The sequence below is a fragment of the Tunturibacter empetritectus genome (assembly GCF_040358985.1).
GTDB classification, from domain to species: domain Bacteria; phylum Acidobacteriota; class Terriglobia; order Terriglobales; family Acidobacteriaceae; genus Edaphobacter; species Edaphobacter empetritectus.
The window spans coordinates 1,021,419-1,034,297 of the sequence record NZ_CP132932.1; the positions used below are offsets into that span (position 1 = coordinate 1,021,419).

Here is a 12,879-nt window from a genome sequence, read left to right on the forward strand (position 1 = left end):
AAGAGAGATTCCTTTGAGAGATCCTGGATTCTGTCCGTAGGGCCGCCCCTACTTTAGACATTCTAAGGCCTCGCTGCCTTTCTCCGGGTGGGGGCGGTAGACTTGAGGAATGGAAGTTCTTTATGGGCTGCACCCTGTTGAGGAGGCTATCCGGGCCGGGGGGCGGCAGCTTGACCATGTCAGTGTGGCGCGGGAGCGCCGGGATGAGCGGCTGGAGAGGCTGATCGAGCTGTGCCGGACAGCTGGGGTTCGGGTGTCGCTGGAGTCTCGGGACCAGCTGACCAGGCTGGCACGGACGGATGCACATCAGGGCGTGCTGGCGGTGGTGCGGGAGCGTAAGTTCCTGGGGATCGAGGACCTGCTGACTCCGAAGGCGGAGGGACACCACAGATTCTTCCTGGCTCTCGATGGTGTCGAAGACCCGCACAACCTTGGGGCGCTGCTGCGGACTGCGAATGGAGCGGGCGTCGATGGCGTGATTCTGCCGGAGCGGCGTTCAGCTCCGGTGACCGCGACGGTCGCCAAGACCTCGGCGGGAGCATCGGAGCATGTGCGGATCGCGCGGGTGACGAACCTGGTTCGTGCGCTCGAGCAGATGAAGCAGAAGCACGTCTGGGTTCTTGGACTGGATGAGCGCGGAACGCCGGATTACACCGATTATGACTTCAAGGGCGACTGCGTTCTGGTGCTGGGGCGCGAGGGCGCTGGTCTGCACGACCTGGTGAAGAAGACCTGCGATCACCTGCTGCGGATTCCGATGGCGGGACAAGTGTCGTCGCTCAATGTGTCGGTTGCGGGCGCGATTGTGATGTATGAGGCGATGCGGCAACGGCGTCAACCTGCAGCTCCGCCTGCACGAAAGCCTGTGAAAGAACGTAAGGGATTGGGATCTTGAAGAGTTTTTCTGTTGTTTCGGCTGGAGGCCGCTGGCTCATTCTGGCGGCTGTGTTTGGAGTGAGTTTCGCGCCGGCCCAGGAGGCTCCACCTGCTGATTCGCCTCCTCCGCCGCAAGGGAAGGTACTGTTCGATCGGAATCTGGATTCGCCGGAGGCCAAGGAGAAGGAGAAGCCGCCGGTAAATCAGGTGGCAGTCGAGGTCACCGATGCGGAGCGGACGTCGCTTACCTTCACCTCGTATGATCTCGATGTGCATCTGACTCCCGCGGAGTCGAAGCTTGCGGTTCATGCGAGGTTCGGCGTGAAGAACTCGGGGAAGGTTCCGCTCACGAGGCTGGTGTTTCAGATCTCTTCAGCTCTGAGTTGGGAGAGTTTTGCGATGCAGACCGAGGGGCGTGTGGCTCCTCTCACTTTCACGCAGCATGCGATCGATACCGACGCGGACCATACCGGCAAGGCGACGGAGGCTGTCGTTACTCTGCCTCATCGGCTCGAGCCTGGCGCGACGCTTGCGCTGACCGGCTTCTACTCCGGCGAGGTGGTGCAGTCGGCGGAGCGGCTGGAGCGAATTGGCGCGCCGCTCGACCAGGCAGCCAATGCGGACTGGGATCTGATCGGTGCGGAGCGAACGGCGCTGCGCGGGTTCGGCAATGTTCTGTGGTATCCGACGGCTGCGGCACCGGTGTTTCTGGGCGATGGAGCGAAGCTGTTCCAGAGTGTCGGGCTGAACAAGCTGCGGCAGGCCGAGGCGACGGTGCGTATGCGGCTGACGGTGGAGTACGTCGGCGATGCGCCGGACGCTGCGTTCTTCTGTGGTCGGCGCGAGCAGCTGGTGAAGGTAAGTGAGAATCAGAATCTGCCGGTGGCTGAGTCGCCGGGAGTGGCTACGGCTGAGTTCACCGAGCGGCCGCTGGGATTTCGCGCGCTGAGTCTGTTTATCACTGACCGGGCGGGTACTGTGACGGACAACAGCCTGATCTCGGCGGTGACCGATCACTACGACGCGCTGCCGAGCTATAGTGCGGCCTCGACGAAGGTGCAGCCGCTGCTGGCCGAGTGGCTGGGAGCAGGTCCGCTGCGCATGCTGAACATCCTCGACCATGCGGGGCAGCCGTTTGAGGACGATGCTCTGCTGGTGGTGCCGATGCGTGCCGCGACGGCTGAGGTGCTGGCTCCTTCGCTGGTGCATTCGCTGAGCCATGCCTGGTTCGGCTCGGCTCATGTGTGGCTGGATGAGGGTGTGGCGCAGTTCGCTTCGCTGCTTTGGGTTGAGCAGGCACAGGGGCGCAAGGTTGCGGTGAAGCAACTGCAACAGACGGCGAATACGCTGGCCCTGGTGGAACCTGGTCCTTCTTCCGGCTCGTCCGTTGGAATGCCGAGTGGAACGTCGTCCAGTTCGTCGGCAGGCGCCTCCGACTCCGATGCCGGGCAAAGCCTGATTCTGGCCAGCGATGAGGTCTACTACCGGACCAAGGCTGCGGCTGTGCTTTGGATGCTGCGGTCGGTGGTGGGTGACGATGCGTTGAAGCGGGCGCTCGCGGCCTATCGGACCGACAAGATGGACAGCGATCCGAGGGAGTTTCAGCGGGTTCTGGAACGAAGCGCCAAACGGGATCTGGCGTGGTTTTTTGACGATTGGGTGTATCGCGACCGCGGGCTGCCGGACCTGAGCATCGCCAACGTGACGCCTCGTGCTCTCGACAAGATTGGAGACAAGGGCAAGGGGTTCCTGGTGTCGGTAGAGGTGAAGAACGACGGGGACGCGGCGGCGGAGGTGCCGGTGACGGTGCGGTCGGGGACGTTGACCTCCACGCAGAGGCTGCGGATCGCGGGACGGTCGAGCGCGTCGACCCGGCTGGTGTTCGAGGGGACGCCGGATGAGGTGATCGTCAATGACGGCAGCGTGCCGGAGGTGACGGCTTCGGTCCATACCAAGCAGATTGTGGCGCATTGACTTCTCCTTTTCCGGGAGGGGTCCCCCCCCCCCCCTATTGCCAGCGTGTAAGTCTCCTATTTTCATATATTTACAGGTAATAACTCTCTGTAAATATGTCATTCCAAACGAGTTGCGCCCAGATTCTTGCAATCAAACGAGTTACGGGATTAAATAGGAAAACCCAAGCGATTTGCCGGGTTTTTGTTTGTTGTTTTTATTATAGAGGTTTGACCATAACTAATACGCCACGTGTATCTTGTTGTGTGGATTTGGGTTAGGTGATTGAGGGGCTTGACAGGAATTTTTAGCAGCGACAAGCGACGCGACAACTAAAAGGACACGCAGAGACAAAGACAAGGCAAAAAGGACACAGGCAACGGCAAATGCGAAATACGGGGATTCTTCGACTGCGTTGCTCACAAAGGCGTGAGCAACTTCGCTCAGAATGACGATGTGTGTTGTGTAGGTGGAGATGTAAGAGCAAGTGCGCGCAAAAAGGAAAAGCTAGCGATGGGGTCGGGGAGCTGGAAGGTGGGGTGAGGTGTCGGTCCAGGTTTGGGGTTGGCCCCAGGGCCGGGTGGCGGTGAGGTCGATGCGGTAGGGGCCGGTGGCGCGGTTGGTGGGCAGGATTTCGGCGAGGCCATCGCCTAGCTGCGGAAGCGCAGTTGCGAGAGCTATCAGACGTGCTGTGGAGGCCATGCCCGTGAGATGAAAGGTGCAGCCCGCGGCGTTGAGGTGGCCTTCAAGGGTTGCGGGATCCTTACCGCCGAGAGCGAGAGAGACAGGAACCAGTTGAAAGCCATCGGATATGGCAGGGGCGGGTTTGCGATATTTGCCCGGTGCGGCTTTAGTGGAGGCCTGCACGGTGGAGTGGAGGGCGACATCCCCGATGACCAGAGAGGTAGCGCCCGCTTGGGGGTTGATGAGGCTGGCGTTGGTGACGAGGAGATCGCCCTTCCAGGGCAATGACCCGGGGGCGGGCTCGTAGGAGAGATTGCCGGTGAGGGCACCTGCGGCTGCGATATTGGCAGGAACGCGAGCGCTGGCTACACGCAGCCAATCGAGGAGGGTTGCGGCGGGGAGGCCAGGGGTTCCTATCTGCAGGTTGGCGGACTTCGGGTTGAGGAGATCGGGAACAGAGCCGGTGACCGCGAGGATGGGAGCGTCGTTGAAAGGGTTGGGGGAGCCGGCGGGAGGCCAACTGCAGCGGAGGTCGTCGAAGGCGTGAAAGTCGCCGCTGGCTTCGCCCAGGCACTGGAGATCGATGTTCATGGGTTGGGCGGGCACGAAGTCAGCGCGGCGGGCGTCGGTGAGGCGGAGGCGGGTTTGTATCTGACTGTTGCTGACGGTGCCCTGCGCGTTGGCGGTGAGGGTCATTTCGCCACGCAGGCCGGCGTCGCGCCCGAGGAGAAAGCGGCTGACTCCGCCGAGAGGAGCGTTATGCCAGGTGCCGCGCAGGTTGATCGGGACCTGGCCGAGGGAGGGGGCGCGGCTGAGGGTTCCTTCGAGCTCGAGGATGCCGGTGTCGGTGACATCGGTGTTGGTACGGAGGGGGTGAGCGGAGAGGCGGAGATGCCACTGCTGGGGGTCGGGGAGCCAGAGGGCGAAGTCGGCTTCGGTGAGGGAGATGGGGGATTTTTCGCGGTCGAGTTTGAGGTTGAGGCGGGCTCCGGTGGCTTCGATGTAGGGGAAGCGCGGGGCGGGGCCGGCTTGCCTCTGCGCGGTGGGCGCGGCGGAGATGTGGGCGGCGTGGAGGAGGATGCTCTCGAGGTTCCACTTGCCTGAGGAGCTGTGGACGAGGTTCACGCTGGGGTCGGTGAAGCTGATGGTGGAGAACTCGACGCGGCGGCTCCAGAGGGAGCTGAGCCGAAGGGTGGCGCGGACAGAGTTGGCGCGGATGACGGGCTCGGAGCCGAAGGCCGGGTCTTCTTCAACGACGAAGTTTTCGAGCGTGAAGCCGGGTAGGGGGAGGAGGTTGAGGGAGACCTTGTCGAGATGGACGGGGCGGCCGAGGCTGTCGCCGATGCTGGTGGCGATGCGGCGTTGATAACGGTTGACGCTGATGTAGGGAGGGAGCAGAACGAGCAGCATGACGGCAAGAATTCCGAAGGCCAGGTAGAGCAGGCGACGAAGCATATGCGTGCTGAGGGACGGAGCGGTGTCTGTCTCCGCGGCGTCGCTGGAAGGCTCGTAGGTGCGAAGCTCGTCGATGGGGTCGATTTTCTGCATGTATCGTTCCGGCGTGTACCTGATGGTAGTAGATCTTCAGCTTGCTTTGACGCGAGAAGCTCTACGAAAGGCAATCGCAAAACCAAAAATCGCACAGTCAGCTGCTACCGGCAAACCATAAACGAAGGCTGTCAATCCCGCCATCGAGTTGTGCTGTGGATAGCGCCAGACAGCCCAACGAATAAAAGCAAAATTGAAGACAAAGAACATAGCGAGAAAAGCGGTAACCGCGACAGTAAGCGAGATAATTAGCCTGACCGCCAGCGCATCTGTCTTGGTTACCGTCAAGTGATTCGTCTCTCTTTACTTGATGAGATGAAGCGTGCGCTTCCAGCGTGTCTCGTCAAAGATGTGGACGATGATGTGGCCCATGAAGCCGAGGCGCTCGCCGATGCTCTGCTTGTTGATCTGGTCGGCGGGAGTTTGGAAGGACCAGTAGACGAAGAGGGGGCGGCCTACGATGTTTTCGCGCGGGACAAAGCCCCAGTAGCGGCCGTCGAGGCTTTCGGTGCGGTTGTCGCCCATAGCGAAGACCTTGCCGGGAGGGACGATGAGGTCGCCATCCTGAATGTGGTTGGGAAGCTCGTAGGCCCAGCTGGCGGTGACGTTGCCGTAGTTGTCGGGCGGGACGGCGGGAAAGTCGTCGCGGTAGGGATCGAAGGCGTGCTGGGGATTGTCGTCGTTGGCGGGCATGCCGGCGTAGGGCTCGTTTTGCGCGACGCCGTTGAGGTAAACGACGCCATTACGGAGATGGATGCGGTCGCCGGGGATGCCGATGGTGCGCTTGACGAGGAAGAGGTCCGGCTCGCCGGGCTTGAAGAAGACGATGATGTCGCCGCGGCGGACATCGCGATAGAAGGTGAAGGGCGCCCACTTTGCGGGTGGGGCGAGGGAGATGCGGTCTACCAGGACGTGGTCGCCGATGAGCAGGGTCTGCACCATGGAGGCGGAGGGGATCTCGAAGTTCTGGAAGATGAAGGTCATCACGAAGAGACCGATGGCGAGGACGGTACAGATGGAGGCGAGGGACTCTAACGGAGTTTCAGCCTGCTCCTGCTGGGCGACGTCGGGGGTGGCGGCTTCGGTGGTGATGGTTTCGGGCAAGACTGGGTCTCCAGCGTCCTCAAATGGATGCAGCTATTAGTGTATCGCTGATGGAAGGTGGGAGTTCTCTGCATGTTTGTCCAAAGTGCGAACTATAATCTTCCTACGATTTAACGCGAGTCAGCGATGTAACAGACGGTTGGTCACGTGCCAAGGACATTTCGACGAGGAGTGTGCCGGGGGCCGACGCTCAACCGCCAGGAGATGAAGTGAGAAAGACAATCTATCCTTCGAAGACTTTGCCCTCAACGATTTTGCCCTCAAGGCCTTCCCCCTTAGCGATCGACCGACGCCGGTTTTGCAAAGCTATCGCTCTGAGCGCTCTTTCGTCTGGAGGGTTCTTACGCGGGCTCGCTGCCGCGCCGACAAAGAGCGATGCCTATCGACTCGTCGCTAAGACCGATCGCGAGCGGATCCTGAAGGCGGGAACACTTTATCTGACGCAGAAGCCGGTGACGATCACCTCATATCACTCCGATCGCAGCCCGGGAGGCGTTCATGACTTTTTCTCGCAGGCGGACTACTTCTGGCCGAACCCCAAGGATCCGAATGGCCCGTTTATCAATCGGGACGGCCAGAGCAATCCCGATAACTTCAACGAGCACAGGAAGGCGATGATTGCGCTTTCAATCCAGATGCCGGCGCTGACGTCGGCATGGCTATTGACGGGAGAACGCCGCTATGGAGAGAGTGCCTGCAACCACCTGCGGGCATGGTTCATCTCGTCTGAGACGCGCATGAATCCGAACCTGGAGTTCTCGCAGGGAGTTCATGGCGTCTCCACCGGCCGCTCCTACGGAATCATCGACACGCTTCACCTCGTCGAGGTGGCCCGCGCAGCGAGTCTGGTTGCGGCCAAGTTTCTTCGAAAGGAAGAGACGACGGCTCTCATGGGTTGGTTCCGGGACTATCTCCAATGGATGAAGACCAGCGACAAGGGACAGAAAGAGCGGGATGCTTTGAACAATCACGCGATGTGCTGGGCGTTGCAGGCGGCGGAGTTCGCGCGGCTGATCGGAGATGGAGAGACGCGCAGCCGGGTACACCGGCAGTACACGGATATTCTTCTGCCGAATCAGCTGGGAGCGGATGGCTCCTTCCCCAAGGAGCTGGCGCGAACCAAGCCTTACAGCTACTCCATCTTTAACTTCGACGTGATGGCCTGCCTCTGCCAATCGCTCAAGGGCGCCGGGCAGGATTTGACGATCTTCAAGCTCGCCGACGGGCGCGGACTCTGTAAGGCAGCGGAGTTTCTCTATCCCTACTTGAAGGATAAAAGCACGTGGCCTTATCCGAAGGATGTGGAGCACTTTGACTCGCTGCCGGTGCGCTCTCCAGGGCTGTTGTTCGCAGGACTCGCCTGCGAAAAGCCGGAGTACCTCTCTGTTTGGAAGACCGAAGATCCGGACCCCACCGACAGGGAGATCATTCGCAACTATCCGGTTCGCCAGCCTTTGTTGTGGGTGTAGCAGAGCGACAAAGATCGCGGACAGATTGCGCTTGCCGCAAAGATTAACTTTTGACGACTTCGTCCCTTACGAAACTGTCCTGCCGGACGGGCGCTCTACGCGGGCCGCGGTCACTTCGTGACTTGTATACCCCTTCGGTTGGCGCTCCCGTTGGTCGCGAGGAAGATGATTCCGACCAACGGGAGGACCGGGCGAAGCTCTAAAAAGGCGTGCGAACGCCCGCCCTCCGCGCAGAAGGCCCGTCTGGCAGGACAGTCTTGAAAGCAATGTTCAACGCCAAGGCCTCATTGCAGCTCACGCGATCCCGAGTGATACCCTAGGAGGGTTTCGAGCCTGAATAACTGCCTCCTATTTCTGAGCATGAGCGAATTTAAATGGCAGAGGTTAATAACGCTCTCCCCCTGGGAGAACTGGTTGGGAATAACTACGAGATTCTGGGCATCGCTGGCGCCGGCGGAATGGGTGTGGTTTATCGTGCATGGGATTCCAAGCTCGAGCGTCAGGTTGCGCTCAAATTTCTACCCACTCTGCTGAATGCTGACGTTCGGGAGAGGGAGTACTTTGTTCTCGAAGCACGAATGGCTTCGTCCCTCGATCACCCGAACATCGGCGTCATCCACGGCATCGAAGAGACGGCGGATGGCCGTGCGTTTATTGTGATGGGCTTCTATGATGGTCTCTCTCTGGCGCGGAGGATTGGCAAAGGTCCGCTGAGCTCGATAGAGGCTGTCGATGTTGCGATTCAGATTGCGCTCGGGCTGTGCGAAGCTCATGCGCATCAGATTGTGCATCGCGACATCAAGCCGTCGAACGTGATGCTGGCGACTTCAGGGGCTGTCAAGATCGTCGACTTTGGCTTGGCTCGTCTGATGAGCGCCGAGACGGCGACCGCAAGCGGAATCGTGGGATCGATCAAGTACGTGTCGCCGGAGCAGGCGCTGGGTCATCGAACGGATCAGCGAACAGATATATGGTCGCTTGGAGTGGTTCTGGCGGAGATGCTGACGGGGCGGAATCCCTTTGAGCGCGGTGCGATTCCGGCGATTCTGGTTGCGATCCTCAATGAGCCGCCGCAGTCGCTGGACGGTTTGCCGATCACATTGCAGGGGATTATCTATCGCGCACTCTCGAAGGATGCCGAGAAGAGGTATCAGCACTGCTCGGAGATGCTGGTGGATCTGCGGGCCGCGCGAACAGAGCTTTCGAACGACTCCACCGGCCGAAGAGAGACGGCTGATAGAAAGACTACGCATCGGTCCCATGACATCCGCAAGTATGTGGAGCAGGCTTCCGTCTCTACCTGGTCCAGGGCGCAAAAGCCTCGGAGCAGATGGCTGCCGCTGGGCCTCGGCCTCTGTGTGCTCGCCTTATTGGCTAGCCTGTTTCTCATTCCCCAAGTCCGCGACCGGCTTTTTGGTTCACGAATCAGCGTGGGGGAAGAGCACATCGCGGTTCTTCCGTTTACCAACATTGGGAACAATCCGGAGAACGAAGCGCTGAGTGAGGGACTGGTAGATACGCTGTCCGGGAAGCTCTCCAACCTTGATGTTGGCAACAAGGCGCTGTGGGTGATTCCGGCGAGTGAGATCCGGCGTCTCAAAGTGACGGACCCTGCCGCTGCGCTCAAGACGCTTGGCGCAAATCTGGTGATCAACGGGAGCATTCGACGTGATGGGACCGCGATAAACCTCAACCTCAACCTGATCAATACAGAGAATCTTCGGCTGATCGGTTCGGTCGATGTTGTGGATCAGGCGGGAGACCTCTCTGCTCTGCAGGATGAGGCCGTGTCAAGACTGGCGCACCTGATGAACCTGCCTGTCTCCGCCGAGATGCTGCGCAATACCGGTGGATCGGTTGTGCCTGCGGCCTATGAGAACTACCTGACTGCGCTGGGCTATATGCAGCGTTACGACAAAGCGGGAAACCTGGATAAGGCGATCAACCAACTGAATGAGTCGATCAAGACCGATCCGAAGTTCGCGCTGGGGTACGGCCAGCTTGGAGAGGCGTATCGAGTCAAATATCAACTGGATAAGAATCAACATTGGCTGGACGAAGCCCAGGGAAACCTTGAGAGGGCGATACAACTCGACGGCAGTCTGCCTGCGGCCTACGTCACCCTCGGCCGAATCCATGACGTGAGTGGGAAGCGCGAGCTTGCGCTGCAAGAGTTTCAACACGCTCTCACACTCGATCCGCGAAACGCACTGGCGGTGCGAGGGCAGGCACGCGCCTATGAGCGCTCCGGCCGCATCCCCGACGCAGAGGCTGCTTACAAAAAGGCGGTCGCGCTGAAACCGGACGATTGGGAGAGCTATAACCTGATCGGCCACTTCTATGACCGTCAGGGGAGGTATCCGGAGGCGATCAAGGCGTTGCAGAGAGCGCTTGAGATGACACCCGACAATGCGGAGGTGTATCTCAATCTGGGCGCAACCTATATCGATTCGGGCGACGCTACGGCATTTCCGGCAGCCGAGCAAGCTCTGAAGAGATCGATCGAACTGGAGCCCAGTTACCCGGCGTATGCAAATCTGGCGAGTCTTTACCTTTCGCAGAAAAGATATAAGGAGTCAGCAGAGGTGAATGAGAAAGCTCTGCAAATAAACGAAAACGACTATATGGTTTGGAATAATCTGCTCATCGCTAATGAACGGCTTGGTGACAGCTCAAAAGCAAAGACAGTGCGGGAACGAATCATCCCTTTGCTCGAGCAAAATATCCGACTGAAACCTCAAGATGCGCAAGCGCACTCTTTGTTAGCGGTGATGCAGGCCAAGAGCGGGATGCATGAGAAGTCGCTGGAGCATGCCCAGACTGCAGTAGCTCTCTTGCCGGATGATACAAGCATCCTGGTCAACGTCGCAGGGGTCTACGAGATCTGCGGTGATCGCAAGCAGGCATTGCGTTTTCTTGAGATGGCTCTGCATAAAGGCTATCCTTTGAGTCAACTCGGAGATGATCCGGATATGCAGGGAATCATGAGTGACCCCGAATTTCATCGCAGCAAACCTTAACTCTAACCCAATAAATGCCATCGAAACAAAAGGAGAATCACCTTGTCGATCGTTGTTGTCCCTCTTACAGCTTCAACCGATCCAATCGAAATCAACGTGGAAGCTACAGACACTCTTCAGTTTGTCGCTGAGGTCGCGGGTGTCTTCGCCAGCACCTATGCGAAGTATTTCTGCCCTCATCTGCCTCACAACAAGTCGCTGAAGCAGAATGAAACATGGCCGAACACGACGAATTATCCGGAAGGAACCGAGCCTAACCCTTACGCTGCCGGTAAAACCTACACCTTCAGCTGGACGCCTGCCGGAGCAGAACAGCCTAGTTTCACATCAGCTCCGGGGACAATATACGTGGATACCGGGACGGTGGGACACCCGGCGTGAGCAGTCAATAGTCAGTCGGCTATGCCATACGGGAACGGTGCTCGCGAACTTACTAGGCACCGTTCCCGCCGTTTGAGATTATGTCGTGAGGTCAGAGCTCGTTGACCCGATCGGGATGCTCGAGATGCGTCACTTTCACGTTCTTCGCCAGGCCGAGCACTTCCAATAGTCTGATGCCCCAGTAGTTGAAGTCCAGCTCCCACCAGGCCATGCCGTGGCTGGCGGATACAGGATGGGCATGGTGATTGTTGTGCCAGCCTTCTCCGCCGGTTAAGAGGGCGACCCACCAGTTATTGGTTGAGTCGTCACGCGTTTTGAAGCGGCGTGAGCCCCACAGATGCGTCGCAGAGTTGACCAGCCACGTAGTGTGAAAGCCGATGGTGATGCGAAGAAATGTTCCCCAGAGCAGCCAGGAGAGGCCCAGCTTCCATCCACCGAGAGCAGTGCCGCCAGCCAGCAGAGCAGCACCTGCGAGGGTGATCGGGACCCAGTGCCAGACCGCCAGCCAGCGGTAGAAGGGATCGCGTTCCAGATCGGGGACATAGCGGGAGAGCGTGGTGGTCTCGCTGTGAAGAGAGCCGCGCAGAATCCAGCCCATGTGCGACCACCATTTGCCATCGCGGGGAGAGTGCGGATCGCCCGGCTTATCGGTGTACTGGTGGTGCATACGGTGTACAGAAACCCAGTACGTTGGACTGCCCTGCAGCGCCATGCTGCCACAGATAGCCATGGCATACTCCAACCACTTGGGCGTGGTGAAGCCGCGATGCGTGAGTTGGCGGTGATAGCTGATGGCGATGCCTACGTTCTGACCGAAGATCCACATCACCAGAAACACGACAAGACACGACCAATGGAAGGTAAACAGTGCCGCAACGGCTCCCACGTGAAACGCCGCGATGACGACAAAGAACACCCAGTTGAACTCCGCCGACTTCGCCTGTACCACTTCGACGATTGGGGGACTGCCAGCTTTTTGCGGTTGCGTTACAAGAGTTGCCATGGCGCCTGCCTCTAATCTGGAGGCTAACGCCCGAACAGAGGCATGGCTATAGGGCGCAGGTAACAGTTCGGTAATAGTTGCGACGACAGCGCTTCGACAAGTCAAGCCCGCCCGGCGAACTCTCGGGTCTCTGTGTTCACCTTGATCTTTTCGCCTTCTTTGATGAACAACGGTACGCGAATCTCCACACCTGTCTCCAGTTTGGCTGGCTTGGTCACGCTTCCGCTCGAAGTGTCGCCGCGAACGCCCGGTTCGGTGTAAGTGACAGACAGCTCCACCTGCAGCGGCAACTGCAACCCGATTGGATTGCCGTTATATTTGTCGATCTGGATCAGAACCCCCTCCACCATCAGGTCCAGAGCATCCCCTACCATCTCGTCACTGAGGGAGAGAGTCTCAAAGCTCTCCTGGTCCAGAAAGTACGAGCCATCTACGTCGCTGTAGAGATAGGATGCTCCGACCGTCTGCAGGTCCGGCTCCTTGAACTTGTCGCTGGCCTTGAACGTCTTATCGAAGACTGCGCGTGTAAGCATGTTGCGCATTCTCAGACGGACTAGCGTCTGGCCGCCCCGGGCTGTCGGGGTGGAGATATCCGACTCCAGGCAGCAGAACGGAACGTTTTCAAACTCGAAGAACATCTTGCGTTTTACGTCGATGGCGTCGATTAATGCAGCCATAATTCTTCAAATACCGATCGAAAAGGGGAGATCCTGCAGCGGCTTGCACCGATTGAAGGTGCCCTTAGGATAACAGGGCATCATCGCCCCCTGTCGAACTCACACCCGCCCTGCAAAGCTTGTGAATTTGCCGCAGCCCTGCTTTCTCTCCGGCCTGTAAATCA

Annotated in this window: 10 protein-coding genes; 5 read left to right on the forward strand and 5 right to left on the reverse strand. The window is 59.0% G+C overall.

Annotated elements, in window-relative coordinates:
• The first annotated feature begins 109 nt into the window (after nt 1-109).
• Together rlmB and RBB75_RS04175 are read left to right on the forward strand one after the other, a co-directional pair.
• Nucleotides 110-895, forward strand: a complete 786-nt coding sequence (gene rlmB, locus RBB75_RS04170) for a 23S rRNA (guanosine(2251)-2'-O)-methyltransferase RlmB (RefSeq protein ID WP_179639462.1) — start codon at nt 110-112, stop codon at nt 893-895.
• Nucleotides 892-2,850, forward strand: a complete 1,959-nt coding sequence (locus RBB75_RS04175; protein WP_353069640.1) for a M1 family aminopeptidase — start codon at nt 892-894, stop codon at nt 2,848-2,850. Before rlmB ends, RBB75_RS04175 begins: the two co-directional genes overlap by 4 nt.
• A 486-nt stretch (nt 2,851-3,336) precedes the next feature.
• Here the strand turns inward: RBB75_RS04175 and RBB75_RS04180 are convergent, their stop codons facing one another.
• From RBB75_RS04180 to lepB, 3 genes are read right to left on the reverse strand one after another with little or no spacing between them, the layout of a single operon-like run.
• Nucleotides 3,337-5,061, reverse strand: a complete 1,725-nt coding sequence (locus RBB75_RS04180) for an AsmA family protein (protein ID WP_353069641.1) — start codon at nt 5,059-5,061, stop codon at nt 3,337-3,339.
• Nucleotides 5,062-5,097: 36 nt separating this feature from the next.
• A complete protein-coding gene (locus tag RBB75_RS04185; RefSeq protein ID WP_353069642.1) occupies nt 5,098-5,349 on the reverse strand; it encodes a hypothetical protein in 252 nt (83 codons plus the stop codon).
• Nucleotides 5,350-5,364: 15 nt separating this feature from the next.
• Nucleotides 5,365-6,165, reverse strand: a complete 801-nt coding sequence (lepB, locus tag RBB75_RS04190) for a signal peptidase I (protein ID WP_353069643.1) — start codon at nt 6,163-6,165, stop codon at nt 5,365-5,367.
• 209 nt (nt 6,166-6,374) lie between these two features.
• Here lepB and RBB75_RS04195 point away from each other — a divergent pair, with 209 nt between their 5' ends.
• The 3 genes from RBB75_RS04195 to RBB75_RS04205 all read left to right on the forward strand — a co-directional run bounded on the left by RBB75_RS04195 (nt 6,375) and on the right by RBB75_RS04205 (nt 11,035).
• Nucleotides 6,375-7,634, forward strand: coding sequence for an alginate lyase family protein (locus RBB75_RS04195; protein ID WP_353069644.1), 1,260 nt, complete (start codon nt 6,375-6,377; stop codon nt 7,632-7,634).
• Nucleotides 7,635-8,008: 374 nt separating this feature from the next.
• The gene (locus RBB75_RS04200) at nt 8,009-10,654 is read left to right on the forward strand and encodes a protein kinase domain-containing protein (RefSeq protein ID WP_353069646.1); all 2,646 of its coding nucleotides are present in this window, start codon (nt 8,009-8,011) and stop codon (nt 10,652-10,654) included.
• 42 nt (nt 10,655-10,696) lie between these two features.
• Complete coding sequence (locus tag RBB75_RS04205) at nt 10,697-11,035, forward strand: hypothetical protein (RefSeq protein ID WP_353069647.1); 339 nt, start codon at nt 10,697-10,699, stop codon at nt 11,033-11,035.
• A gap of 91 nt (nt 11,036-11,126) precedes the next feature.
• Here the strand turns inward: RBB75_RS04205 and RBB75_RS04210 are convergent, their stop codons facing one another.
• Nucleotides 11,127-12,038 (reverse strand): acyl-CoA desaturase, encoded by a 912-nt coding sequence (locus RBB75_RS04210; protein WP_353069648.1) that lies wholly within the window; start codon nt 12,036-12,038, stop codon nt 11,127-11,129.
• Nucleotides 12,039-12,139: 101 nt separating this feature from the next.
• Nucleotides 12,140-12,715: an elongation factor P gene (locus RBB75_RS04215; RefSeq protein WP_353069649.1), complete on the reverse strand. Its 576-nt coding sequence runs from the start codon at nt 12,713-12,715 to the stop codon at nt 12,140-12,142.
• Between the last annotated feature and the right edge of the window lie 164 nt (nt 12,716-12,879).

Bases quoted from the DNA above. Each gene is read 5' to 3' on its own strand.
- rlmB (WP_179639462.1), top strand. From the start codon at position 110: ATGGAAGTTCTTTATGGGCTGCACCCTGTTGAGGAGGCTATCCGGGCC.
- RBB75_RS04180 (WP_353069641.1), bottom strand. From the start codon at position 5,061: ATGCAGAAAATCGACCCCATCGACGAGCTTCGCACCTACGAGCCTTCC.
- RBB75_RS04200 (WP_353069646.1), top strand. From the start codon at position 8,009: ATGGCAGAGGTTAATAACGCTCTCCCCCTGGGAGAACTGGTTGGGAAT.
- RBB75_RS04210 (WP_353069648.1), bottom strand. From the start codon at position 12,038: ATGGCAACTCTTGTAACGCAACCGCAAAAAGCTGGCAGTCCCCCAATC.
- RBB75_RS04215 (WP_353069649.1), bottom strand. From the start codon at position 12,715: ATGGCTGCATTAATCGACGCCATCGACGTAAAACGCAAGATGTTCTTC.